This window comes from Lysobacter sp. N42 (assembly GCF_004344885.1).
Genome location: NZ_SKFB01000045.1, coordinates 1 through 23,713 on the forward strand (window position 1 = coordinate 1; position 23,713 = coordinate 23,713).

Below are 23,713 nucleotides of genomic sequence, written 5' to 3' on the forward strand. Positions count from 1 at the left end.
GGCCCGGCGCTCCACGCGTGCGCGCCGCGCGGCCACCCAGCGGCGCGCGGCCTGAGGTCGCGCCGGGTGGCCCGGGCGGCCGTGGCCTGCTAGCTTGCGGCCTCCTTCGCTCGATCCCCCCGTCCATGTCCAAGCGCACCACGTCCCTGCTGTTCGCGGCCGCGCTGGCCGCAGCGAATGCAGCCAGCGCACAGGAAGCCGCCATGCAGAACACCGACTCCCACCAGTGGCTCGAAGACGTCACCGGCGAGCGCGCGCTCGCCTGGGTGAAGCAGCAGAACGCACGCACCGAGGCCGAGCTGGCCGCCACGCCGGAGTTCAAGGCGCTGGAGGCCGACATCCGCGCCATCCTCGACTCCGACGCCAAGATCCCGGCCGTCGAGAAGATCGGCCCCTACTACTACAACTTCTGGAAGGACCGGCAGCACGAGCGCGGCCTGTGGCGGCGCACGACGCTGGAGGAATACCGCAAGCCCAACCCGAAGTGGGAGACGGTCATCGACCTCGACGCCCTGAACAAGGCCGAGGGCGAGAACTGGGTCTGGCACGGTGCGAGCTGCCTGAAGCCCGCGTACAAGCGCTGCCTCGTCGCGCTCTCGCGCGGCGGCGCGGACGCCGACGTCACCCGCGAGTTCGACCTGGTCGACAAGGCCTGGGTCGAGGGCGGCTTCTTCCGCCCGGAGGCCAAGGGCGGCCTGGGCTGGATCGACGAGAACCGCGTCTACGTCTACACCGACTTCGGCCCCGGCACGATGACGAGCTCGGGCTACCCGCGCGTGGTCAAGGAATGGACGCGCGGCACGCCGCTGGCGTCGGCGAAGGTGGTCTACGAAGGCTCCGACAAGGACATGTACATCGCCGCGATGCGTGACCACACGCCCGGCCATGTGCGCGACTTCGTCTCCCGCACGATCGCCTTCTACAACGACGAGCTCTACCTGCGCGGGCAGGACGGCAAGCTCACGAAGATCGACGCGCCGAACTCGGCCAACAAGAACGTCCACGAGGACTGGCTGATCCTCGAGCTGCGCGAGCCCTACGCGGCGGGCGGCCGCACCTATCCGGCCGGCAGCCTGATCGCCGCGGACTTCGACGCCTTCATGAAGGGTGGGCGCGACTTCCAGGTGCTGTTCGAGCCCACCGAGCGCACCTCGCTGGCCGGCTACACGATCACGAAGAACCACCTCGTGCTGAACGTGCTGGAGGACGTCAAGAACCGCCTGTCCGTGCTCACCCCGGGCAAGGACGGCTGGGCGCGCAGTGCGTTCACCGGCGCGCCGACGTTCGGCACGCTGGGCGTGTCCGCCGTCGATCCCGACGAATCCGATGCGGTGTGGCTGACGGCCACCGACTACCTGACGCCGACCACGCTGTCGCTGGCGGAAATCGGCAAGGCGCCGGAAACGCTCAAGACCATGCCGACGTTCTTTGATGCCTCGAAGCACGTCATCGAGCAGCACTTCGCCACCAGCAAGGACGGCACGAAGGTCCCGTACTTCCTGGTGCGCCCGAAGGACCTCAAGCCCGACGGCACCGCGCCCACGCTGCTCTACGGCTACGGTGGTTTCGAGGTCTCGCTGACCCCGGGCTACTCGGGTGGCGTGGGCAAGGGCTGGCTGGAGAAGGGCGGCGTCTACGTGGTCGCCAACATCCGCGGCGGCGGCGAGTACGGCCCGCGCTGGCACCAGGCCGCGCTCAAGGCCAACCGCAACAAGGCCTACGAGGACTTCGCGGCGGTGGCGCAGGACCTGGTCGCGAGGAAGATCACCAGCCCGAAGCACCTGGGCGTGCAGGGTGGCAGCAACGGCGGCCTGCTCACCGGCAACATGCTGATGCAGTACCCGGAGCTGATCGGCGCGGCGGTGGTGCAGGTGCCGCTGCTGGACATGCAGCGCTACCACAAGCTGCTGGCCGGGGCGTCGTGGATGGCCGAGTACGGCGATCCGGACAAGCCGGAGGAGTGGGCCTTCATCCGCAGCTTCTCGCCGTATCACCTGTTCGACGCATCGAGGAACTACCCGCCCGCGCTGTTCATGACCTCCACGCGCGACGACCGCGTGCACCCAGGCCATGCGCGCAAGATGGCGGCGAAGATGCTCGAGGCCGGCAAGGACGTGCGCTACTACGAGAACATCGAGGGCGGGCACGGCGGCGCGGCCAACAACGCGCAGGCCGCGCACATGAACGCGCTGGCCTTCACGTTCCTGTGGAAGACGCTGGGCGGGAAGTGATCGCCCGCGTCGTCACCAACGCGGCGGCCGCCTTCCCGGGCGGCCGTTCGCGTTTGCGCGTCCGCCCCCGCCTTTCGGCCGATGGCCCGGCGCGGCCGCGCGCCCTACTGTCGCCCCTTGCGCCCCGGGCTCCTGGACCCCATCGATGAAGATCCGCTCACTCCTCCTCGCCACCGCGATCCTCATGACCTCGACCACGTACGCCGCCGACACCGCCTCCAGCCCGGGACAGGCCCTGCCGCCTCCGCCCGACGCCGCGAAGAAGCCGCATACCGTGCGCGCGCCCTTCGGTGCCGAGCGCGTCGACGAGTACTACTGGCTGCGCGACGACAAGCGCAAGGACCCGGAGATGCTCGCGTACCTCAATGCCGAGAACGCGTACGTCGATGCGGTGATGAAGCGCCTGAAGCCGCTCGAGGACCGCCTGTACGACGAGATCGTCGGCCGCATCAAGCAGGCCGACAGCTCGGTGCCCTACCGCGAGCGCGGGTACTGGTACTACTCGCGCTTCGAGACGGGCAAGGACTACCCCGTGCACGCGCGCCGCCGCGACGTGGCCGGCATGAGTGCGCAGGCCATCCAGAAGGCCAACGATGCGGGCGACTTCACCGGCGAGCAGGTGCTGCTGGACGTCAACCGACTGGCCGAAGGCCGCGACTACTACAACGTCGGTACCTATGAGATCAGCCAGGACAACCGGCTGATGGCCTGGGCCGATGACAGCGTGGGCCGTCGCCAGTACGTGATCCGCTTCCGGAACCTGGAAACCGGCGAGGTGTATCCGGACGAGATCCGCGGGGTCTCGCCCGACATCGTCTGGGCCGACGACAACCGCACCGTCTTCTACGTCGAGAACGACCCGGAGACGCTGCTGACCAAGCGGGTGAAGAAGCACGTACTGGGCACCCCGGTCGAGAGCGACCCGGTCGTGTACGAGGAGGCCGACGACAGCTTCTACATGGGCATCGACCGCACGCGCGATGACCGCTTCATCGTGATCCACGTCAGCAGCACCGTCTCCGACGAGATGCGCTATGCGCCGGCCGCGGATCCGGCGGACTTCACCGTGCTCGCCCCGCGTGCGCGCGACGTCGAGTACAGCGCCGACCACCACGGCGGCCGCTGGGTGATCCGCACCAATGCCGACGGCGCCAAGAACTTCAAGCTCGCCACCGCGCCCACGCAGTCGACCTCGCGGGCGGAATGGAAGGACTGGATCGCCGCGCGCGACGACGTCTACATCGACGGCTTCGAGCTGTTCGACGGCTTCACCGCGATCGCCGAGCGCTCGCAGGGCCTGGAGCGCCTGCGCCTGCTGAAGCCCGACGGCGCGCAGGAGTACGTGAAGGCCGACGAGCCCGCCTACTCGATGGGCCTTGCGACCAACGCCGAGCCCGAAAGCGAATGGCTGCGCTACAGCTATACCTCGCTCACCACGCCGGCGACCACGTACGAGCTCAACGTGCGCACCGGCGAGCGCCGCCTGCTCAAGCAGCAGCCGGTGATCGGCTACGACCCCGGCAAGTACGTCACCGAGCGGGTCTGGGCCGAGGCCCGCGACGGCACGAAGATCCCGGTGTCGCTGGTCTACCGCAAGGGCTTCGAAAAGAACGGCACCGCCGCGCTGCTGCAGTACGGCTATGGCAGTTACGGCGCGACGATGGACCCGGGCTTCAACCTGCCGGTGGTGAGCCTGCTCGACCGCGGCATGGTCTATGCGATCGCGCACATCCGCGGCGGCGAGGAGATGGGCCGCGCCTGGTACGAGCAGGGCAAGCTGTTCAACAAGAAGAACACCTTCACCGACTTCATCGACGTCACCGACTTCCTCGTGAAGGAAGGCTATGCGGCGAGGGACCGCGTCGCCGCCTACGGCGGCAGCGCCGGCGGCCTGCTGATGGGCGCGATCAGCAACATGGCACCGGAAAAGTACCGCCTGATCCTCTCCCAGGTGCCGTTCGTGGACGTGGTGACGACCATGCTCGACCCCACCATCCCGCTCACCACCAACGAGTACGACGAGTGGGGCAATCCCGAGAAGAAGGAGTTCTACGACTACATGCTGTCGTACTCGCCCTACGACAACCTGGAGCGCAAGGCCTACCCGGCGATGTTCGTCGGCACCGGCCTGTGGGACTCGCAGGTGCAGTACTGGGAGCCTGCCAAGTACGTCGCGCGCCTGCGCGACCGCAACACCTCGACCGCGCCGGTGCTGCTGCGCACCAACATGGACGCCGGCCACGGCGGCAAGTCCGGCCGTTTCCGCCGCTACCGCGAGCTCGCCGAGATGTATGCCTTCGCCCTCGATCAGCTGGGCGTGGCCGAGCCGGCCTCGAAGTAAGGGCAGGGCATGGGCGCGACGCCGCCGGAGCGGCCTCCGGGCCGCTTCCGCTGGGCCTGGTGGCTGCTGGCCTACGTCGCGCTCGCGCTGGGGCTCGTCGGGATCGTGCTGCCCGGCCTGCCCACGGTGCCCTTCGTCCTGCTTTCGGCCTATGCCGCGGCGCGCGGTTCCCGGCGCCTGCACGAGCGCCTGCTGGCCGACCCGCGCTTCGGCCCGATGATCCGCGACTGGCAGGCCCAGGGCGCGGTGAGCCGCCGCGCGAAATGGCTGGCCACCGGCACCATGGCGCTGGCCGCCGTGCTCATGTTCGTGACCGCGCCGCGGGCGTGGATGGCGGGCATCGGCACCGCGGTCATGGCCGTCGTGGCCACCTGGCTGTGGTTGCGTCCGGAGCCGCGGTGATCACCGGGCGCCGCGCTACACTCGGCGCATGAAGCCGATCTTCCCCGCCGTCCTCATCCTCGCCGTGCTCGCGCTCCCGGGCTGCGGCAACAAGGGCCCGCTGGTGCTGCCGACGGCGCCGGCCGCCGACGTGCCACCGCTCGATGCGCCCGCCGACGGCGAGCCCGAGCCCGAGGCGCTCCTGGAGGCGAACCAGCAGCCCGTCGAGGGCGATGCGAGCGAGGGCGGCGACACCGCCACGCCGCCACCGGCCGAGCCGCCGCCGCGCTGAGGCGTCCATGCGTTTTTCCAAGATGCACGGCGCGGGCAACGACTTCGTCGTGCTCGACCTGCGCGACGGCCGCGCGCCGCCGTCGCCGGCCCTGTGCCGTGCACTGGCCGACCGCCGGCGCGGCGTGGGCTGCGACCAGATCCTGACCATCGAGCGCGGCGACGATGCGGCCGTCGTCGCACGCTACGGCATCTTCAACGCCGACGGCAGCCGCGCCGGCCAGTGCGGCAACGGCGCGCGCTGCGTCGCGGCCTGGCTGCGGCGGGACGCCGCCGGGGCCGGGCGCCCGTTGCCCGACCGCTTCGAGGTCGACAGCCCCGCCGGGCGCCACCTCGTGCAGTTCACCGCGGACGGCCGCGTGCGCCTGGACATGGGGCGCCCCGACTTCGCTCCGGCACGCATCCCGCTGGCGGGCCTGGACGCGGCCGACGAGTACCGCCTCGCGACATCCGCCGGCGAGGTGCGCTTCGGTGCCGTGTCGATGGGCAATCCGCATGCCGTGCTGCGCGTGGACCGCGTCGACGACGCGCCGGTCGACGCCGTCGGCCCGGCGCTGCAGCGCGACCCCGCGTTTCCCGATTCGGTGAACGTGGGCTTCGTCGAGGTCGTCGATCGCGCGCGGCTGCGCCTGCGCGTGTACGAGCGCGGCGTCGGCGAAACGCTGGCCTGCGGCAGCGGTGCCTGCGCGGCGGCGGTGGTCGCCATGCGCCGCGGCTGGGTCGATCGCGCGGTCGACGTCGCGCTGCCCGGCGGCGTGCTGCATATCGAATGGCCGTCCGACGACGCGGGCGTCGCGATGAGCGGGCCGGCCACGTTCGTATTCGAAGGGGACTGGATCGATGAGCCAACCTGAAACGCTGGGTGCGCACGAGGTGGCCGCATGGCTGCGCCGGCATCCGGGCTTCCTGCAGCAGTACCCGGACCTTGCGACCTCGCTGGTGGTGCCGCGCGAGTCGGGGTCGGCCGCATCGCTGGCGAGCTACCAGCTCGAGGTGCTGCGCGAGAAGAACCGCGAACTCACGCGGCGCCTGCACGAGCTGTTCGCCAACGCGCAGGTGAACGAACGGCTGTCGGTGCGCATCCACCAGCTCACGCTGGCCCTGATGAAACAGGGCAGTGCCGCCGACACGCTGCGCGCGATGGCGGCCTCGCTGCAGGAAGACTTCGCCGGCGACCGCGTGCGCATCCTGCTGCTGCGCGCGTTGCCGGGCGTCGATGCGGCCGAATGGCTGGAGGTGGTGCCCGCCGGGGACGATCGGCTGGCGCCCTTCGCGGACTTCCTCGCCGGTGACGAGCCGCTCTGCGGCCGGCTGCAGCCCTCCAAGCAGGGCGTGCTCTACGGCGACGAGGCCGGCGAGCTGCAGTCCACGGCGCTGTTCGCGGTGAAGGGGCTGGCGATGGTCGCGGTCGGCAGCCGCGACCCCAACCGCTTCTATCCCGGCATGGGCACGCTGTTCCTGCGCATGATGGGCGAGAGCTTCGGCGCGGCGCTGTCGAGGTATGTCGACTGACGCCGTCGCCGCGGTGCCTTGGGTGCGCGATTTCCTCGCGCACCTGGAAGGCGAGCGCCAGGCCTCGCCGCATACGTGCGATGCCTATCGCCGCGACCTCGCCGCGCTGGTCGACTGGGCGGCTGCGAAAGGCCTGGCGCTCGAAGCGCTCGACGGCGAATGCCTGCGCGCCTTCGTCGCCGACGAGCACCGCCGCGGCTGCGCGCCGAAGACGCTGCAGCGCCGCCTCTCGGCCTGCCGCAGCTTCTACGGCTGGCTGCTCAGGCATGGGCGCGTCGCCGCCAACCCGGTCGCGGGCCTGCGCGGGCCGAAGGCCCCGCGCAAGCTGCCGCGCGTGCTGGACCCGGACGAGGCGAAGGCGCTGGTCGAAACACCGGTCGACGCGCCGCTGGGCCTGCGCGACCGGGCGCTGCTGGAGCTGTTCTATTCCTCCGGCCTGCGCCTGTCCGAACTCTGCGGCCTGCGCTGGACCCAGGTGGACCTCGACGACGGGCTGGTGACGGTGCACGGCAAAGGCCGTCGCGAGCGCATCGTGCCGATCGGCTCGCATGCGCGCACCGCGCTGGCCGCCTGGCGTGCGTCCACCGGCGCACAGGCGGTCGACCCGGTGTTCCCCGGCCGCGGCGGCGCGCCCATCACCCCGCGCGCCGTGCAGTTGCGCGTACGCCAGCTCGGCATGCGCCAGGGCCTGTTCAAGCAGGTGCACCCGCACATGCTGCGGCACTCCTTCGCCAGCCACATCCTGGAATCCTCCGGCGACCTGCGCGGCGTGCAGGAACTTCTCGGCCACGCGGATCTGTCCACCACGCAGATCTACACGCACCTGGACTACCAGCACCTGGCGAAGGTCTACGACGCGGCGCATCCCCGCGCCCGCCGGAAGAGGGAGCCGGGCGGCGACGACGGCGCTTGAACGCGGCGCCCCTCACCCTCACTTCCATCCGAGCCGGCAGCCGCCGGCGCATCCGCGGGGCCGGCCATGCCGGCCCGCGCCGTCCCGGGGCGCCCCTCGCCCCGATTCCGGAGCCCGAATGGATCCCAGCCGCAATCCCCACGTCTTCCACGCCACCACCATCCTGTCGGTGCGCCGCAACGGCCGCGTCGCGGTGGGCGGCGACGGCCAGGTCACCCTGGGCCACACCGTCATGAAGGCTAACGCGCGCAAGGTGCGCCGCCTCGGCCGCGACGGGCAGGTGCTGGCGGGCTTCGCCGGCGCCGCCGCCGACGCCTTCACCCTGTTCGAGCTGTTCGAGTCCAAGCTCGAGAAGCATGGCCAGCTCACCCGCGCCGCGGTGGAGATGGCCAAGGACTGGCGCACCGAACGGCGCCTGGGGAAGCTCGAGGCGCTGCTGTGCGTGGCCGACCGCGAAACCTCCCTGATCGTCTCCGGCACCGGCGACGTGATCGAGCCGGAGGACGGCATCGTGGCCATCGGCTCGGGTGGCGCCTATGCGCTGTCGGCGGCACGCGCGCTGGTCGCGCATACCGACCTGGACGCACGCACGCTGGTCACCGAGGCGCTGAACATCGCGGGCGACGTGTGCATCTACACGAACCGCAACCTGGTGGTCGAAGAGCTGGCGTGATTCGGGATTCGGGATTCGCAGGAGCGGATCCGCAGTCTCCCGAACCCGCACGCGCGACGCGGCGCCTTTTCCAATCCCGAATCCCCAATCCCGAATCCCATGCCCCTCACCCCCGACACCACCAGCGCCACCATGACCCCGCGCGAGATCGTGCAGGAACTCGACCGCCACATCGTCGGCCAGCACGACGCCAAGCGCGCGGTGGCCATCGCGCTGCGCAACCGCTGGCGGCGCATGCAGCTGGAACCCGATCTGCGCAACGAGGTCATGCCCAAGAACATCCTGATGATCGGCCCGACCGGCGTGGGCAAGACGGAGATCGCGCGGCGCCTGGCCACGCTCGCCAATGCGCCCTTCGTCAAGGTCGAGGCCACGCGCTTCACCGAGGTCGGCTACGTGGGCAAGGACGTCGAGCAGATCGTGCGCGACCTGGCCGATACCGCGGTCAAGATGGTTCGCGAGCAGGCGAAGAAGAAGGTGCGCACCCAGGCCGAGGAGCGCGCCGAGGAACGCATCCTCGATGCGCTGCTGCCGCGCCGCGAGCGCGGGCCGGTGTTCGGCTTCGAGGACACGCAGCCGCACGACGACGAGGAAGAGGAGAAGCAGTACGCGGCCACGCGCGCCAAGCTGCGCAAGCAGCTGCGCAAGGGTGCGCTGGACGAGCGGGAGATCGAGATCGAGACCGCGGTGAACGTCGGCGTCGACATCATGGCCCCGCCCGGCATGGAGGAGATGGGCCAGCAGCTGCGGCAGATGTTCAGCCAGGTGGCCGGCGCGCGCACGCACAAGCGCAGCATGACCATCCAGGCCGCGCGCAGCCAGCTGATCGAGGAGGAGGCCGGGCGCATGGTCAACGACGACGACGTGCGCGAGGCGGCCATCGAGGCCTGCGAGCAGCACGGCATCGTCTTCATCGACGAGATCGACAAGATCGCCAAGCGCGGCGAGACCGGCGCGATGGGCGGCGACGTCTCGCGCGAGGGCGTGCAGCGGGACCTGCTGCCGCTGGTGGAGGGCTCCACCGTGAGCACGAAGTACGGCGCGGTGAAGACCGACCACATCCTGTTCATCGCGTCCGGTGCGTTCCACCTCGCCAAGCCGAGTGACCTCATCCCCGAGCTGCAGGGGCGCTTTCCCATCCGCGTGGAGCTCTCCTCGCTGTCCAAGGACGACTTCGTGCGCATCCTCACCGAGCCGCGCGCCTCGCTCACGCTGCAGTACGTCGAGCTGATGAAGACCGAAGGGGTGGAGCTGTCGTTCACGCCCGACGCGATCGATCGCCTCGCCGAGCTCGCCGCCATCGTCAACGAGCGGCAGGAGAACATCGGCGCACGCCGCCTGCACACGGTGCTGGAGCGCCTGCTCGACACGCTGAGCTACGAAGCGCCCGACCGCGACGGGCAGTCGGTCACCATCGACCGCGCCTACGTGGATGCGCACCTGGGCGAGCTGGTCAAGGATCCCGACCTCTCGCGCTACATCCTCTGAAGTCGGCGCGGTTCCACCCCCGCGTTCCCGTCGATACGGGGGCGCGGGCTTGGTGCATGCCGAAGGCCTTCGCGGCCGGCACCACGATGCGCCCGACGCGCTGCGCCGTCGCGCGGTCCGGCCAGGCGTAGACTGCCTTTCGTCGCGCCGGAGGCCGCATGGACTACCTGTGGGTGAAGTGGCTGCACGTGCTGTCGTCCACCCTGCTGTTCGGCACCGGGCTCGGGATCGCGTTCTTCACCTGGATGGCGCATCGCACGGGCGACGCCGCGCACATCGCGCGTACCACGCGCGTCACCGTGATCGCCGACAGCGTGTTCACGGCGCCCGCGGTGGTCGTGCAGTTCGCGACCGGGGCGTGGATGGTGCACGTCCTCGGCATTCCGTACTCCACCTTCTGGCTGGGCACGGCCGTCGCGCTGTTCTTCCTCGTCGGGGTCTGCTGGCTGCCCGTGGTGTGGCTTCAGGTGCGCGCACGTGACCTGGCGCGCGAGGCGCTGGCGCGTGACGGCGTGCTGCCGACGGGCTACCACCGCGTGATGCGCTGGTGGTTCGTGCTGGGCTGGCCCGCATTCGTGGGCGTAATGGCCATCTTCGCGCTGATGGTGCGCAAGCCCACCTGATCACGACCACCCTGAATGCCTCAGGCGGCAGCTGTCGCGGTGATGAACCGTGGGTGCCGTGTCCGCGTCTTTTCGATGCGTCGTGGACACGCCTGCACCTAGCGTTGCCGCATCAACAGCAGCCCGGGCGCGGCGCATTCCGCGTCGCCGGGGCCGCGACGGAGCGGACGATGGCGATCGTGATGATCCAGGGGCCCGATGCGGGCGCGGGTGGCGTGTCGGACGACGTGCACGAGGCGCTGGATGCACGCGCACAGGCGGCGGGGCAGTCGCTGGTGCATGTGCGCTGTGACGATGCGCGACAGCTCGTGGAGCGGCTGGGTCGCCTCGAGGGCGAGGGCGCGGACATCATCCTGCTGGATCCGGGCCGCTGCGCGCGCGACGACCGCCTGCACGCCACGCTCCAGCACCTGCCGGTGCCCTACATCGAGGTCCATCCCGGTCGCCGCGCGTCCGCGGGCGCAGGCCAGCCCCAGCCCGGCCCGCGCGTGGCGGTGATCGACGGCTACCAGGCGCAGAGCTACACGCTGGCGATGTCGCTGGCGCTGGAAACGCTGGGTTGCGCCGAGAGCGAGAACGACGTGCACGTGGGCACCTGAGCGGCATGGAGGCCGCAGGGCGCATGACGCAGGCCCGCGGCCATCGTCCGAAGGACGCTAGTCCGCGCGCACGCGCCAGGCCTCGTCCAGCGAGATCAGGCCCTGGCGCGCGAGCGCGACCGCGGCCTGCGTGATCGGCACCATGCCATCCTCCACGGCGGCGGCATGGATGGCATCGGCCTCGGCGCCGGGCACGATGAGTCCGCGGATGCGCGGGGTCACCACCATGAACTCGTAGACCGCGCGGCGGCGATGCACGCCGAGCCCCTCGCAGTGGCTGCAGCCACGGCCCCGGTGGAACACCTCGTCGGCGGCCACGCCCAGCGCCTCGCGCACGTGCGGGTCGACCTCCTCGATCTCGCGGCAGTGCGTGCAGGTCAGGCGCACCAGCCGTTGCGAGATCACCGCCAGCAGCGAGGCGCGCAGCAGGTAGGCTTCCACGCCGAGATCGAGCAGGCGTGTCACCGTCGTGGCGGCCGTATTGGTATGCAGCGTGCTCAGCATCAGGTGGCCGGTGAGCGCGCTTTCGACCGCGATCTCCGCGGTTTCGTGGTCGCGGATCTCGCCCACCATGATCACGTCGGGGTCGTGGCGCAGGAAATTGCGCAGCGCGCTGGCGAAGGTGAAGTCGGCCGCGCGGTTGACCTGCATCTGCTGCACGTCGGCCACGTGGAACTCGACGGGATCCTCGATGGTGAGGATGTTGATGCGCTGCTGCCGCAGGGCCAGCAGCATCGCGTAGAGCGTGGTCGACTTGCCGCAGCCGGTAGGACCGGTGGCGAGGAACATGCCGTGGCTGCGCGTCATCACGTCGTCCACGCGCCGGCGGTCCTCGGGCGAGAGGCCGAGCTGGTCCAGGCTCCACAGGCTCTCGCGCGCGTCCAGCAGGCGGATCACCACGCTCTCGCCGAACACTGTGGGCAGCACCGACACGCGCAGATCCACCTCGCGGCCGCCGGGAAGGGAGAAGCGCGTGCGGCCATCCTGCGGCTTGCGGTGCTCGGCCAGGTTCATGCCGGCGATCACCTTGACGCGGCTGACGAAGGCCGGGATCAGCGCACGCATGAGCCGGCGCACCGGCACGAGCTCGTCGTCGATGCGGTAGAGCAGGTCGGCGCCGCGTTCGCCGGGGCGCAGGTGGATGTCGGAGGCGCGACGGTCCACCGCCTCGGCGATCAGCCCGTGCACCAGCTGGACGACCGGCTGCTCGCGCGCCAGGCGCAATGCTTCCTGTTCGGAGGCGATCACGTCGCCACCACCCGGATCCAGGCCCAGCTGCAGCGCCACGCGACGGTCTTCGGTCTGGTCGTAGCAGCGCGCGATCGCCTCGCGGATGTCCGCCGCGCTCGCCACGAGCGGTACCACGCGGTGGCGGCTCAGGAAGCCGAGCACGCTCTGCGCCTGGTGCGCGGCCGGGTTCTCCATCGCCACCGCCACGGCGCCGCCGCGCACGCAGATGGGTACGGCACGCAGCGTGCGCGCCAGCTGGGGGTCCAGCAGCGCCAGTGCGTCCGGTTCCGGGCGCAGCGAGTCGAGCCTCACCAGCGGCAGGCCCAGTTCCCGCGCCCGCTCATGGGAGGCCGGGTCGGCGTCGTGGCCCAGGCCCAGCCAGTCGTCGAGCGCCAGGGCCGGATGCAAACCGGGCGCTGCCGCGCGCTCGCCCTGCGCCAGATGACTTTCCAGCCCCGCCATCGAGTCGATCAACGCCGGCAGGGCCGGGGCATGCAGTTCAAGGTTCATCGGTATCCTCCCCGCCCCTATTGTTGTCGGCCGCCGGGCCCCGCGCTTGATCCAACTCAGACGGGCGACGGCCGCCTGCCACGGGGTGCGATAATGGCGCGATGAGCGACGACCCCCGCCCCGGCACCACCCACTTCGGCTTCCGCGACGTTCCGGTCGGGGAGAAGCAGAGGCTCGTCGGCGAGGTCTTCTCGTCGGTCGCGTCCAGGTACGACGTGATGAACGACCTCATGTCGCTGGGCATCCACCGCATCTGGAAGCGCTACTTCGTCGCCACCGCGCAGGTGCGCCGCGGTGGGCGCGTGCTCGACCTGGCGGGCGGCACCGGCGACATCGCCGCGCTGCTGCAGGGCCGCGTGGGCGAGGGCGGCGAGGTGGTGGTGGGCGACATCAACGGCGACATGCTGCGCGTGGGCCGCGACCGCCTCACCGACCGCGGCATGGTGCGCGGCCTGTCCTGGGTGCAGTGCAACGCGCAGGCGCTGCCGTTCCCGGATGCGAGCTTCGACCTCGTCACCATTGCCTTCGGCCTGCGCAACGTCACCGACAAGGACGCGGCGCTTGGCGAGATGCACCGCGTGCTGCGCCCGGGCGGGCAGGTGCGCGTGCTCGAGTTCTCGCAGGTCACCGCCGACTGGTTCCGGCCGCTCTACGACTTCCATTCGTTCAACGTGCTGCCGCGCCTGGGCGCGCTGGTGGCCGGCGACGAGGCCAGCTACCGCTACCTCGCCGAGAGCATCCGCAAGCACCCGCCGCAGCGCGAGCTGCAGGCCATGATGGAGGCCGCCGGCTTCGTGCGCTGCGGCTACCGCAACCTCTCCGCCGGGATCGTCGCGATCCACAGCGGCACGCGCGCCTGAGCCGCGCTCAGCCCCGCGGCTGCCAGGCGTAGCTGAGCTTCACGAACAGCCCGCGGTCGCTGTCCACGAGCGAGTCGCGCTGCAGGTCGCCCTCGAGGTCGACGTCGAACGCACCGTGCGAGTAGCCGGCATACAGCGCGGTGCGCGGATTCACCTTGTAGGAGTACAGCAGCTGCGCGGCCACGTCGCGCCTGGAGGCGCTGACCGGCACGATGCAGGTGGTCGCGGTGGGGTCCGTGGGCGTGAACGGGCATTCGGCGCGCGGGAAGCGGTACAGCGCCGGGTCGCGCTCGACGTCGCTGGCCTGCAGTGACAGGCGCAGGCGCTGGCGCGGATCGAACTGCCAGCTCAGCCGCGCGTCGAACACGGCGGCGTCGAAGGCGGTGCCGCCACCGCGGCGCAGGCGCTGGCGCGTGTGGTCGAGGGCGAGGTTGATGCCGCGCCCCACGTCGAGCTGCAGCCACGGCTGCCAGATCAGCCCGCGGCCCATGCGCGTGGCGGCGAGGTCGAGCATGTCGCCCACGCGCTGCCAGGAGCCGACCTTGAGCGCCGGCAGCACCTGCGTCTCCACGTTGGCGGTGGCGAAGCGTTCGTCGAACAGGCGCCCGTTCCAGAAGCGGTCGCGCGCCACGCCGCCGACGTTGGCGCTGGTCTGCCGCGCCGCGTTGAGGCTGACGTAACCCTCGACCTCGCGCTCGAGCAGGCGGCCGGTGTGGTCGTGGGTGATGTCGAAGTCGCCATTGACGCCGAGGCGGCTCACCGTGCCGCCGTCGCGGAACCAGGTGTAGCTGCCGCCCACCAGCGAGGTCTGCACGCCGACCTGCGAGACGAAGCCCAGGTCGGCGCGGAAGCCCGGGTCGATGCGCCGGTGCTGCAGGTTGGCCGACCAGTTGCGCTTGCCGGCGCTGTAGTGCGCGAACAGCGCGTCGCCGCGCGGCGACGCGTCCGCCAGGCCCAGCGCCGAGGGATAGCGCGAGTCCGACGCCAGCCACTGCGCCCGCAGGGTGTGGATGCCGCGCTGCCAGCGGGCGTCGACGCCGGCCAGCGCGTTGCGGTAGTCCTCGCCCTGGCGGAAGGTGGAGATCGCGCCCAGCGTGGTGCTGTCGCCGAGGTTGGCGCGGTAGCGCGCCACGAAGGCGTCGGCGTCCTGGTCCAGCACGCGGATGCTGGAGCCGAGCGTGCCCGGCAGCAGCAGCTGCGTGGTGGCGTCGCGCGCGGCGATGACGCCGTAGGCATGCGCGCCGCTGCGCCCGGTGAGGCGCAGGCCCGCGTCGGGGTCGGCGATCTGCCGGGTGTAGAGCACCTGCAGCGGGGTGTTGAAGTAGTCGGCGCCCTCGAGGAAGAACGGGCGCTTCTCCGGGAAGAACAGCGCGAAGCTGGTGTTGAGGTCGAGCTGTGCCTGGTCGGACTCGACCTGCGAGAAGTCGGGGTTGATCGTGGCGTTGAGGGTGAGGTTCGGGCTGGGCGCCCAGGCCACGTCCAGCCCCGGCTCGACGGCGGTGTCGCCGCGCGTCCAGGCCTCGCCGGCGCGGCGCCGCTGCTCGGAAGCGGCCACCGTGAGGGTGGGCGTCACCTCCAGGTTCAGCCCCTGGCGCACGCCCTGGAAGCCCTCGATGGCGTGGAAGGCGCACTGGAAGCAGCGCGCCCCGCGCTCGACGCGGTGGCTGAAGTAGCTGTAGCGGAAGTCGCGCGGGCGGATGCGCAGGAACGAGGCGCCCCAGCGCCGCGGGCCGGCGGTGTCGCGAAAGCGCAGCGTCGCGAAGGGGATGCGCATCTCCACCTGGTAGCCGTCGGCCGTGATGCGCCCGGCGCTGGTCCACAGGCCGTCCCAGGAGTCGTCCTCGTCGCCGGTGGCCTCGTCGCGGATGAGGTCGGCCTGCACGCCCAGCGGGTTGACGAAGAACTCGTAGGCGCGGCGCTGGTCGTCGAAGGTGTCGAGCATCACGCCGACGAAGTCGTCGCGGTAGAGCGCGTCGCGGTCGCGCAGGAAGGCGCGGATCGCCGACGGGTCCGGGTCGCGGGCGTCGAACGCGAGCAGCAGCGCATCGTCGGTATGCGCCACGCGCACGGTGGTGCGCACGCGGGCGGGCAGGTTGTCGCCGGGCTGGGTTTCGTAGGCGACGTCGAAGCTGGCGGCGGAGCTCCAGGCGCCGTCGTCGAGCACGCCGTCGACGACGATGTCGGAGGCCACGCGCGGAATGGACACGGTGTCGGCGGCGGAGGCCGCCGTGGCGGTCGCAAGCAGCGCGGCGAGCGCGAGGGCGGGGGTTCGCATGCGCGCAGCATGGGGCGCGAGACGACGCGGCGAACGTGCCGGAAGTCCGGCCCCGTGCACTGCGGCCACGCGCGGGGGCGTCGTACACTCGGCGCATCCATCGTCGGGACCCGTCCATGCGCTCCATCATGCTTCCCACCGTGCTCGCCCTGAGCCTGTCCGCCGTCCTCGCCACCGCCTGCCAGCGCGATGCCGCGCCCGCCTCCGATGCGGCGCGGAAGGCCGCGGCGGCCGCCCCCGCGCAAGGCGAGGCCGCCGAGCGCCCGGACGAGCATTCCTATGCCGAGCCGTCGAAGGTGCGCACGCAGGACATCGCGCTGGCGCTCAACGTCGACTTCGACAAGAAGCAGCTCGCCGGCAGCGCCACCTACACGCTGGAATGGCTGGACCCGTCCTGGGGCAAACTGGTGCTGGACACGCGCGACCTCACCATCGAGAAGGTGGTCGGCGAGCGCGCCGACGGCAAGTGGGTCGACCTGGTCCACAAGCTCGACCCGGCCGACAAGGTGCTCGGCAGCCGCCTGACCATCGCCGCGCCCGAGCGCAACAAGCGCATCCGCATCACCTACCGCACCTCGCCGCAGGCCTCGGGCCTGCAGTGGCTGGAGCCTTCGATGACGGCGGGCAAGAAGACGCCGTTCATGTTCAGCCAGTCGCAGCAGATCCACGCGCGCTCGTGGGTGCCGATCCAGGACACGCCGATCGTGCGCTTCACCTATACCGCGCACGTGACCGCGCCCAAGGACGTGATGGTGCTGATGAGCGCCGACAACGACCCGAGGGCCGCGCGTGACGGCGACTACAGCTTCAAGATGCCGCAGAAGATCCCGTCCTACCTGCTGGCGATCGCCGCGGGCGACATGGTCTTCCAGCCCATCAGCGCGCGCGCCGGCGTCTGGGCCGAGCCGTCGATGGCGCCGAAGGCCGCCGCGGAGTTCGCCGACACCGAGAAGATGATGCAGACGGCCGAGCGCCTGTACGGGCCGTACCGCTGGGAGCGCTACGACATCCTCGTGCTGCCGCCGTCCTTCCCCTACGGCGGCATGGAGAACCCGCGCCTGACCTTCGCCACGCCCACCGTGGTGACGGGCGACCGCTCGCTGGTGTCGCTGATCGCGCACGAGCTGGCGCACAGCTGGTCGGGCAACCTGGTCACCTTCGCCACCTCGAAGGACGCCTGGCTCAACGAAGGTTTCACCTCCTACGTCGAGAACCGCATCATCGAGGACCTCTACGGCCGCGAGCGCGCCGACATGGAGAACGTGATCGAGCGCAACGAGCTGGCCGAGGAGTTCACCGCCGAGAACAAGGCCCTGCAGTCGCTCGCGGTGAAGGCCGGCGTGCTCAAGGATCCGGACGAGAACCTGAGCAGCACCGTCTACACCAAGGGTGCCTGGTTCCTGCAGTTCCTCGAGCAGCGCTTCGGCCGGGAGGCCTTCGACGCCTTCCTGCGCAGCTACTTCGACACCTTCGCCTTCCAGTCGATCACCACGCAGCAGTTCGCCGACTTCGCCAGGAAGAACCTGCTCGAGAAGTACCCGGGCAAGGTCACGCAGGCCGAGTTCGACGCCTGGCTCTACGAGCCCGGCGTGCCCTCGACCGCACCGAAGACGGTGTCCAAGCGCTTCGACGCGGTGGACGCGGCGCGCAAGGCCTGGCTGGACGCGGGCACGCTGCCCGATCGCGCGCTCACGTCCAGGTGGACCACGCAGGAGTGGGTCTACTTCATCGAGGGCATGCCCGAGACGCTGCCGGTGGAGAAGCTGGCCGCGCTCGACGCCGCCTACACGTTCACCGGCACGCCCAATGGCGAGATCGCGCAGCGCTGGTATCCGCTGGCGGTGCGCAGCGGCTACACCCAGGCCCATGCGGCCATGGCCGAATTCCTGCAGCGCATCGGCCGCCGCAAGCTGATCATGCCCACCTACAGCGAGCTGGCGAAGACGCCGGAGGGCCTGAAGCTGGCCGAGGAGATCTTCGCGAAGGCGCGCCCGGGCTACCACCCGATCACCACCGGATCGGTGGAGCAGGTGATCGCCGAGGGCCGGGGCGCGCGCTGAGCGCTCCCGCCCGTCGTGCTGCGAAACCGCCGGCCTGCCCGGCGGTTTTCGTATGCGGCGACTACGCCGGGGCCACGCCCGGCGCTGCTAAGGTGCGCGCTTCCCCGTCGCCGGAGCGCCCGTGAGAATCCCGCGCCTCGTCCTGCCCGCCGTCCTTCTCGCCCTCGCCGCCTGCGGGCCGGCGCCCGATCCCGCCGCCGAGGCCGCCGCGAAGGCCGCCGAGCGCAGCCGCGCGGCCGACGAGCTCGCCCGCCAGTTCGACCAGCAGTTCGCGGCCGGCAACTGGCCGCTGGCGCGTGCGCATGGCGACGTGCTCATCGCCCAGTATCCGGACACGCCCGCCGCCAGGCGCATCGCCGCGCAGCATGCCGAAGCCAGGCGCAAGGCCGATGCCGCGCAGGAAGACAAGCGCCTGGCGGCGCTGTGGACCTACCAGTCCCAGCCCCTGGGCAAGGGCGAGCAGCTTTCGGCGTCCATCCATGCACGCGAGGCCATCGACACCGGCGGCGGCCGCAGCCGCCCGCAGCTGATCTTCCGCGACCACCCCGAATGGGGCCGCAGCAGCTACCTCGTGCTCGAGAACGGCGACTTCGACTGCTACGGCGGCTGCCGCGTCGAGGTGGGCGTCGACGGCACCAGCCGCCGCATGGCCGCCAGCCGGCCGAAGACCGACGAGGCCATCGCCATGTTCATCGAGGACGAGCGCGCACTCTGGCGCGCCGTGCGCGGTGGCGGGCGCCTGGTGATCGCCGTCCCCGTGAAGGGTGGCTCCGTGCAGGAAGCCGTGTTCGAGGTGGGCGGGCTGGATCCGGCGCGCATGCCGGGCTGGTAGCGGACGGACGGCGCGCCGCCGGCGCGCGTCGCGGCTAGGCTGCCGACACGTCCACATGGAACCGGAGAGCCCCATGCGCCGCATCGCCCTGGTCATGCTCCTGCCCCTCATCGCGCCGGCCGCCACGTCGGCTGGCGAACCGCCGCGTGCTCCCGCGCAGCCCCTGGAAGCGCCCGCGCGGCCGCTGGTCCGCCCCGCGCCGGTGGCGCCGCCGCAGCCCGCCACCGCACCGATCCGCGCGACCACGATCGAACGCCCCGTCCCGGTTCCCAATGGCAGTTATCTGCGCACGTGCCGCGCGCCACGTGCCACCGCCTCGATGCTGCACGCCGAATGCGACGCGGGAAGGGAAGGACGCTGGATCGCGTCGAGCCTGCCCTGGCCGAAATGTGCAGGCGCGGACATCTCCAACCGCAACGGCCGGCTGGTCTGCGTGACGCCGGTGCGTGCCAACTGGGGGGACGCGGTCCTGCCGCCCGGCAGCTGGTTCGACAGCTGCTGGGGCAGCGTGGAGCAGGGTTGGCTGAAGGCGCGCTGCAAGACCGGCAGCGGCGAGGTGAAGGTGCTCGGGCTGACCATCGAGGGCGAGGGCACGACCCCGACCGCGCTCGATCTCGCGCGCTGCCCCGATGGCAGCGACATCGCCAACATCCGCGGCCAGCTGACCTGCGTGGCGCGCTGACGCATTCCCCCCGCGGTGCGCTTGTGCGGACGGCGCCTTAGCCGCGCGCGTGCAAGGCTGCTAAGGTCGCGCGAAAAGTGGGGATCGCGATGTACCTGAGCCGCTTCTTCGCCGACGACGCATCGATGCACGGCTGCCTGCGCTGTCGCGACACCGATGCGCCGTTCCCGCTGGACCTGCGCATGGCCTTCCAGCCCATCGTCGACGTGGCGCGGCGCGAGGTCTTCGCCTACGAGGCGCTGGTGCGTGGCCCGCAGGGCGAGGGCGCAGGCTGGGTGCTCGGGCAGGTGCAGCCCGAGCAGATGTACCGCTTCGACCAGACCTGCCGCGTGCTGGCGATCGCCACCGCCGCGGAGCTGGGCCTGGACACGCGGCTGTCGATCAACTTCATTCCCAATGCGGTCTACGAGCCGGCCAGCTGCATCCGCCTCACCCTGGCCGCGGCCGAGCGCGTGGGCTTTCCCGTCGAGCGGCTGATGTTCGAACTCACCGAGAGCGAGCGCATCACCGATCCCGGCCATGCGCTGGGCGTGCTCGAGTACTACGCGCGGCGCGGCTTCACCACCGCCATCGACGACTTCGGCGCCGGCTTCTCGGGGCTGGCCCTGCTGACGCGCTTCCAGCCGCACGTGCTGAAGCTGGACATGGAACTGGTGCGCGACGTCGACTCGCAGCCCGCCAAGCAGGCGATCGTGGGCGGCGTCGCCACCATGGCCTCGCGCATCGGCTCGCGCCCGCTGGCCGAAGGCGTGGAAACCCGCGCCGAGCTCGACTGGCTGCGCGGCGTGGGCATCGAGCTGTTCCAGGGCTACCTGGTCGCTCGCCCGCGGCTGGGCGCGCTGCCCGAGCCCGACTGGTCGGTGTTCGAACGCGGCAGCGCGGGTTCGGCGCCGCCGCAGGCGCGGCTTCAGCCCAGCGCGTAGCCGAACTGCTCGCGGAACTCGGCCGCGAACTCGTCGTAGGTGAAGAACTGGTTCTGGGTGCCCGCGTGCCCGACCTTCAGCGCACCCATCAGCGAGGCCATGCGGCCGCAGGTAGGCAGGTCGTAGCCGCGCATCAGGCCCAGGATCAGCCCCGCCCGGTAGGCGTCGCCGCAGCCGGTGGGGTCGACCACGTCGCGCTCGCGCGCCGGCGGGATCTCGTGCACCTGGCCGTCGACGTGGATCTGCGAGCCGCGCGGGCCGCGCGTGGTGATGTAGGCGCGCACCTTGGAGGCGATGGTCTGCTCGTCCCAGCCCGTGCGCTCCTGCAGCAGGTTGGACTCGTAGTCGTTCACCACGACGAAGTCGGCCAGCTCGATGAAGTGGCGGAACTCCTCGCCGGAGAACAGCGGCATCGCCTGGCCCGGGTCGAAGATGAAGGGGATGCCGCAGTCGTGGAATTCCTGCGCGTTCTGCAGCATGCCCTCGCGGCCGTCCGGCGCGACGATGCCGAAGGTCACGCCCTCGACGTCGCGCACGTGGTTGTCGTGGCTGCGGCTCATCGCGCCGGGGTGGAAGGCGGTGAGCTGGTTGTTGTCCAGGTCGGTGGTGATGAAGGCCTGCGGCGTGAACATGTCGTCGATCACGCGCACCTGGTCCAGGCGGATGCCGTGCTTCTCGAAATGCGCGCGGTAGGGCGCGAAGTCCTGCCCGACGGTGGCCATCGGGATGGGGTCGCCACCGATCAGCTTGAGGTTGTAGGCGATGTTGCCGGCGCAGCCGCCGAACTCGCGGCGCATGCGGGGGACCAGGAAGGACACGTTCAGGATGTGCACCTTGTCCGGCAGGATGTGGTTCTTGAACTGGTCCGGGAACACCATGATGGTGTCGTAGGCCAGCGAGCCGCAGATCAGGGCAGACATTCCGATTCGATTCCAGGTCACCGCGCCCGGCGCGGCGCGGCGCGTAGGGTAGCGGCTGGCCCTGCCGCCGGCCAGCGAGGCGCGTGCCCGACAGGCTGAACCCCGGCTGCAGGGGCTTTGCGACGGACTTGGCGGACCGGGGTGAAGGCCCCGTGATTCCTTGCCCAGGCGGGGGGGCATTGCTAGGCTGCCTGCTCGCGCGCCCGCCTGCGGCGCACTCCCCCTCTCGCGCCTCCCAGTCCGGGCCCCCTCCCCCGATGTTGAAGAAGTTCCGCGGCATTTTCTCCAACGACCTGTCCATCGACCTGGGCACGGCCAATACCCTCATCTACGTCCGCGGCCAGGGCATCGTCCTGAACGAGCCGTCGGTCGTGGCCGTCCGCCAGGACCGCATGGTCGGCGCCACCCGCTCGGTGGCGGCGGTGGGCGCGGAGGCCAAGCAGATGCTCGGCCGAACCCCGGGCCACATCACGACCATCCGCCCGATGAAGGACGGCGTGATCGCGGACTTCACCTATACGGAGGAGATGCTCAAGTACTTCATCCGCAAGGTGCACAAGAGCCGCTTCCTGCGCCCCAGCCCGCGCGTGCTGGTCTGCGTGCCCGCCGGGTCCACGCAGGTCGAGCGCCGCGCGATCAAGGAGTCGGCGGAAGAAGCCGGCGCGCGCGAGGTGTATCTCATCGAGGAGCCCATGGCGGCCGCGATCGGCGCCGGCATGCCCGTGACCGAGGCGCGCGGCTCGATGGTGGTCGACATCGGCGGCGGCACCACCGAGGTCGCGGTCATCGCGCTCAACGGGGTGGTCTATGCGCAGTCGGTCCGCATCGGCGGCGACCGCTTCGACGAATCGATCATCAACTACGTGCGCCGCCATTACGGCACGCTGATCGGCGAGGCCACGGCCGAGCGCATCAAGATGGAGATCGGCTGCGCGTACCCGCAGCACGAGGTGCGCACCATCGAGGTCTCGGGCCGCAACCTCGCCGAGGGCGTGCCGAAGATGATCACCATCAGCTCCAACGAGGTGCTCGACGCGCTGCGCGAGCCGCTGGCCGGCATCGTGGCGGCGATCCGCCTGGCGCTGGAGCAGACCCCGCCGGAACTCTGCGCCGACGTCTACGAGCGCGGCATCGTGCTCACCGGCGGCGGCGCGCTGCTGCGCGACCTGGACCGCCTGATCAGCGAGGAAACCGGCCTGCACGTGCAGGTGGCCGACGATCCGCTCACCTGCGTGGCGCGCGGGGGCGGGCGCGCGCTGGAGCTGGTGGACATGCACGGCAACGAGTTCTTCGCGCCGGACTGAGGGGAGCGGTGATTCGTGACCCGTGATTCGTGACCCGGGGGGCATCACGGATTACGGGGTGCGGCCGCGCCGGCGCGGCATCGACGTTTGAAGGGCGCGCTGCGCTTTTTCGAATCAGCCATCACCAACCACGAATCACCCATCCGTGCCGTCCTACGCCGGTCCACCCAGTCCCCGCCTCGGCGATGCCGCGGGCACGTTGCGGCTGCTGGCCTACCTCGCGCTGGCGGTCACGCTCGTCGTGCTCGACCATCGCGGCGGCTGGCTGCACGCCGCGCGCCGTCAGGCCGGGGTGGTGGCCGAACCGCTGCGCGCCGCGGCGAGCCTGCCGGCGACGGCCGTGGGCGGCGCGGGCGAGTACGTGGGCACGGTGGCCCGGCTGGCGCGCGAGAACCGCCGGCTGCGGCAGGAGCTGCTGGTGGCCCAGGCGCGCATGGCGCGGATGAACACCGTGGCGGCCGACAACGCCCGCCTGCGCATGCTGCTCGACGCCGCCCAGCGCGCGCGGCTGGACGTGCAGCTCGCGCCCATCCTCGACGTCGACCTCGATCCCACCCGCCAGCGCCTCGTGCTCGACGCCGGGCGCGGCGACGGCGTGCGCGTGGGGCAGAGCGTGATCGACGCGCGCGGCCTGCTCGGGCAGGTGACGCGGGTGGGACCGCTGCAGTCGGACGTGCTGCTGCTCACCGACCCCGACCATGCCGTGCCGGTGGCGATCGCACGCAACGGCGTGCGCCTGGTGGCCTATGGCACGGGGCGCAGCGACCGGCTCACGCTGGAAAGCATCCCCTTGTCCAGCGACGTCAGGGTGGGCGACGTCGTGGTGACGTCGGGCATGGGCGCGCGCTTCCCGCCGGGCTTTCCCGTGGGGCGCATCGTCAGGCTCGAACCCGACGAGTCGCGCGCCTTCCTGCGCGGGCAGGTGCAGCCCGCGGCGCAGATCGACCGCGGCCGCGAGGTCCTGCTGCTGCGCGCCGCGCCGGCCCATCCGCCGGGACGTGCCCTGCCGCGTCTACGCACCGGTGGGCTCGCACGAGGACCTGCTGCCGTATCTCGTGCGACGCC

Annotated in this window: 20 protein-coding genes and 2 pseudogenes; 19 read left to right on the forward strand and 3 right to left on the reverse strand. The window is 71.0% G+C overall.

The genetic code is table 11. The annotated features are described in order from the left end of the window. Window positions 1–125 precede the first annotated feature (125 nt). The 11 genes from EYQ95_RS23360 (at window position 126) to EYQ95_RS23410 (ending at window position 11,052) form a co-directional block, all read left to right on the forward strand. On the forward strand, window positions 126–2,231 hold the full coding sequence (locus tag EYQ95_RS23360; RefSeq protein WP_132331114.1) for a prolyl oligopeptidase family protein: 2,106 nt from the start codon (window positions 126–128) through the stop codon (window positions 2,229–2,231). Between the two features lie 145 nt (window positions 2,232–2,376). Beyond that, window positions 2,377–4,572: a S9 family peptidase gene (locus tag EYQ95_RS23365; RefSeq protein WP_132331116.1), complete on the forward strand. Its 2,196-nt coding sequence runs from the start codon at window positions 2,377–2,379 to the stop codon at window positions 4,570–4,572. 9 nt (window positions 4,573–4,581) lie between these two features. After that, window positions 4,582–4,974, forward strand: coding sequence for a YbaN family protein (locus EYQ95_RS23370; protein WP_132331118.1), 393 nt, complete (start codon window positions 4,582–4,584; stop codon window positions 4,972–4,974). 28 nt (window positions 4,975–5,002) lie between these two features. After that, window positions 5,003–5,245, forward strand: coding sequence for a lipoprotein (locus tag EYQ95_RS23375; RefSeq protein WP_132331120.1), 243 nt, complete (start codon window positions 5,003–5,005; stop codon window positions 5,243–5,245). A gap of 7 nt (window positions 5,246–5,252) precedes the next feature. Continuing rightward, window positions 5,253–6,098: a diaminopimelate epimerase gene (dapF, locus tag EYQ95_RS23380; protein WP_132331122.1), complete on the forward strand. Its 846-nt coding sequence runs from the start codon at window positions 5,253–5,255 to the stop codon at window positions 6,096–6,098. Continuing rightward, entirely contained in the window at window positions 6,085–6,756 is a 672-nt protein-coding gene (locus EYQ95_RS23385; protein WP_132331125.1) for a DUF484 family protein, read from the forward strand. The genes dapF and EYQ95_RS23385 overlap by 14 nt, the downstream gene beginning before the upstream one ends. Further along, window positions 6,746–7,669: a tyrosine recombinase XerC gene (gene xerC / locus EYQ95_RS23390; RefSeq protein WP_132331127.1), complete on the forward strand. Its 924-nt coding sequence runs from the start codon at window positions 6,746–6,748 to the stop codon at window positions 7,667–7,669. Before EYQ95_RS23385 ends, xerC begins: the two co-directional genes overlap by 11 nt. A 118-nt stretch (window positions 7,670–7,787) precedes the next feature. Then, entirely contained in the window at window positions 7,788–8,342 is a 555-nt protein-coding gene (hslV, locus tag EYQ95_RS23395; RefSeq protein WP_132331129.1) for an ATP-dependent protease subunit HslV, read from the forward strand. A 99-nt stretch (window positions 8,343–8,441) separates the two neighbouring features. Further along, window positions 8,442–9,830 carry an ATP-dependent protease ATPase subunit HslU gene (hslU, locus tag EYQ95_RS23400; protein ID WP_132331131.1) on the forward strand — a complete coding sequence of 463 codons (1,389 nt, stop codon included), beginning with the start codon at window positions 8,442–8,444 and terminating at the stop codon, window positions 9,828–9,830. A gap of 158 nt (window positions 9,831–9,988) precedes the next feature. Further along, window positions 9,989–10,453, forward strand: coding sequence for a DUF2269 domain-containing protein (locus tag EYQ95_RS23405; protein ID WP_132331133.1), 465 nt, complete (start codon window positions 9,989–9,991; stop codon window positions 10,451–10,453). 170 nt (window positions 10,454–10,623) lie between these two features. Then, window positions 10,624–11,052 carry a hypothetical protein gene (locus EYQ95_RS23410; RefSeq protein WP_132331135.1) on the forward strand — a complete coding sequence of 143 codons (429 nt, stop codon included), beginning with the start codon at window positions 10,624–10,626 and terminating at the stop codon, window positions 11,050–11,052. A gap of 57 nt (window positions 11,053–11,109) precedes the next feature. Here the strand turns inward: EYQ95_RS23410 and EYQ95_RS23415 are convergent, their stop codons facing one another. Beyond that, the gene (locus EYQ95_RS23415) at window positions 11,110–12,792 is read right to left on the reverse strand and encodes a GspE/PulE family protein (protein WP_132331137.1); all 1,683 of its coding nucleotides are present in this window, start codon (window positions 12,790–12,792) and stop codon (window positions 11,110–11,112) included. A 101-nt stretch (window positions 12,793–12,893) separates the two neighbouring features. Here EYQ95_RS23415 and ubiE point away from each other — a divergent pair, with 101 nt between their 5' ends. Beyond that, complete coding sequence (gene ubiE / locus EYQ95_RS23420) at window positions 12,894–13,652, forward strand: bifunctional demethylmenaquinone methyltransferase/2-methoxy-6-polyprenyl-1,4-benzoquinol methylase UbiE (protein WP_132331140.1); 759 nt, start codon at window positions 12,894–12,896, stop codon at window positions 13,650–13,652. A gap of 7 nt (window positions 13,653–13,659) precedes the next feature. Here ubiE and EYQ95_RS23425 read toward each other — a convergent pair whose 3' ends face one another. Beyond that, window positions 13,660–15,927 carry a carbohydrate binding family 9 domain-containing protein gene (locus EYQ95_RS23425; RefSeq protein ID WP_132331142.1) on the reverse strand — a complete coding sequence of 756 codons (2,268 nt, stop codon included), beginning with the start codon at window positions 15,925–15,927 and terminating at the stop codon, window positions 13,660–13,662. Window positions 15,928–16,055: 128 nt separating this feature from the next. On the opposite strand from EYQ95_RS23425, the gene EYQ95_RS23430 reads away from it, so the two are divergent. From EYQ95_RS23430 to EYQ95_RS23445, 4 genes are all read left to right on the forward strand, one after another. Continuing rightward, complete coding sequence (locus EYQ95_RS23430; RefSeq protein ID WP_132331152.1) at window positions 16,056–17,987, forward strand: M1 family metallopeptidase; 1,932 nt, start codon at window positions 16,056–16,058, stop codon at window positions 17,985–17,987. A 121-nt stretch (window positions 17,988–18,108) separates the two neighbouring features. Further along, entirely contained in the window at window positions 18,109–18,819 is a 711-nt protein-coding gene (locus tag EYQ95_RS23435) for a hypothetical protein (protein ID WP_243700050.1), read from the forward strand. 73 nt (window positions 18,820–18,892) lie between these two features. Continuing rightward, entirely contained in the window at window positions 18,893–19,501 is a 609-nt protein-coding gene (locus EYQ95_RS23440; protein WP_132331144.1) for a CVNH domain-containing protein, read from the forward strand. Window positions 19,502–19,590: 89 nt separating this feature from the next. Beyond that, on the forward strand, window positions 19,591–20,424 hold the full coding sequence (locus EYQ95_RS23445) for an EAL domain-containing protein (protein ID WP_370451329.1): 834 nt from the start codon (window positions 19,591–19,593) through the stop codon (window positions 20,422–20,424). Here EYQ95_RS23445 and EYQ95_RS23450 read toward each other — a convergent pair. Next, window positions 20,409–21,344 (reverse strand): carbohydrate kinase family protein, encoded by a 936-nt coding sequence (locus EYQ95_RS23450; protein ID WP_132331146.1) that lies wholly within the window; start codon window positions 21,342–21,344, stop codon window positions 20,409–20,411. The two genes, EYQ95_RS23445 and EYQ95_RS23450, sit on opposite strands and share 16 nt — an antisense overlap. A 257-nt stretch (window positions 21,345–21,601) precedes the next feature. On the opposite strand from EYQ95_RS23450, the gene EYQ95_RS23455 reads away from it, so the two are divergent. The 3 genes and pseudogenes from EYQ95_RS23455 to EYQ95_RS27245 all read left to right on the forward strand — a co-directional run. Beyond that, a complete protein-coding gene (locus EYQ95_RS23455) occupies window positions 21,602–22,648 on the forward strand; it encodes a rod shape-determining protein (RefSeq protein ID WP_132331148.1) in 1,047 nt (348 codons plus the stop codon). A 241-nt stretch (window positions 22,649–22,889) separates the two neighbouring features. Further along, window positions 22,890–23,564 (forward strand): annotated as a pseudogene (gene mreC, locus EYQ95_RS23460) (rod shape-determining protein MreC); the annotation flags it as partial. 73 nt (window positions 23,565–23,637) lie between these two features. Beyond that, window positions 23,638–23,713 (forward strand): annotated as a pseudogene (locus EYQ95_RS27245) (proline dehydrogenase family protein); the annotation flags it as partial.

What these genes read in the sequence shown, in the direction of transcription:
- xerC (WP_132331127.1), top strand. Translation starts at nt 6,746, where the DNA reads ATGTCGACTGACGCCGTCGCCGCGGTGCCTTGGGTGCGCGATTTCCTC.
- EYQ95_RS23375 (WP_132331120.1), top strand. Translation starts at nt 5,003, where the DNA reads ATGAAGCCGATCTTCCCCGCCGTCCTCATCCTCGCCGTGCTCGCGCTC.
- EYQ95_RS23440 (WP_132331144.1), top strand. Translation starts at nt 18,893, where the DNA reads ATGCGCCGCATCGCCCTGGTCATGCTCCTGCCCCTCATCGCGCCGGCC.
- hslV (WP_132331129.1), top strand. Translation starts at nt 7,788, where the DNA reads ATGGATCCCAGCCGCAATCCCCACGTCTTCCACGCCACCACCATCCTG.
- EYQ95_RS23415 (WP_132331137.1), bottom strand. Translation starts at nt 12,792, where the DNA reads ATGAACCTTGAACTGCATGCCCCGGCCCTGCCGGCGTTGATCGACTCG.
- EYQ95_RS23425 (WP_132331142.1), bottom strand. Translation starts at nt 15,927, where the DNA reads ATGCGAACCCCCGCCCTCGCGCTCGCCGCGCTGCTTGCGACCGCCACG.
- dapF (WP_132331122.1), top strand. Translation starts at nt 5,253, where the DNA reads ATGCGTTTTTCCAAGATGCACGGCGCGGGCAACGACTTCGTCGTGCTC.
- ubiE (WP_132331140.1), top strand. Translation starts at nt 12,894, where the DNA reads ATGAGCGACGACCCCCGCCCCGGCACCACCCACTTCGGCTTCCGCGAC.
- EYQ95_RS23410 (WP_132331135.1), top strand. Translation starts at nt 10,624, where the DNA reads ATGGCGATCGTGATGATCCAGGGGCCCGATGCGGGCGCGGGTGGCGTG.
- EYQ95_RS23405 (WP_132331133.1), top strand. Translation starts at nt 9,989, where the DNA reads ATGGACTACCTGTGGGTGAAGTGGCTGCACGTGCTGTCGTCCACCCTG.
- EYQ95_RS23450 (WP_132331146.1), bottom strand. Translation starts at nt 21,344, where the DNA reads ATGTCTGCCCTGATCTGCGGCTCGCTGGCCTACGACACCATCATGGTG.
- EYQ95_RS23370 (WP_132331118.1), top strand. Translation starts at nt 4,582, where the DNA reads ATGGGCGCGACGCCGCCGGAGCGGCCTCCGGGCCGCTTCCGCTGGGCC.
- EYQ95_RS23455 (WP_132331148.1), top strand. Translation starts at nt 21,602, where the DNA reads ATGTTGAAGAAGTTCCGCGGCATTTTCTCCAACGACCTGTCCATCGAC.
- hslU (WP_132331131.1), top strand. Translation starts at nt 8,442, where the DNA reads ATGCCCCTCACCCCCGACACCACCAGCGCCACCATGACCCCGCGCGAG.
- EYQ95_RS23430 (WP_132331152.1), top strand. Translation starts at nt 16,056, where the DNA reads ATGCTTCCCACCGTGCTCGCCCTGAGCCTGTCCGCCGTCCTCGCCACC.
- EYQ95_RS23360 (WP_132331114.1), top strand. Translation starts at nt 126, where the DNA reads ATGTCCAAGCGCACCACGTCCCTGCTGTTCGCGGCCGCGCTGGCCGCA.
- EYQ95_RS23385 (WP_132331125.1), top strand. Translation starts at nt 6,085, where the DNA reads ATGAGCCAACCTGAAACGCTGGGTGCGCACGAGGTGGCCGCATGGCTG.
- EYQ95_RS23445 (WP_370451329.1), top strand. Translation starts at nt 19,591, where the DNA reads ATGTACCTGAGCCGCTTCTTCGCCGACGACGCATCGATGCACGGCTGC.
- EYQ95_RS23365 (WP_132331116.1), top strand. Translation starts at nt 2,377, where the DNA reads ATGAAGATCCGCTCACTCCTCCTCGCCACCGCGATCCTCATGACCTCG.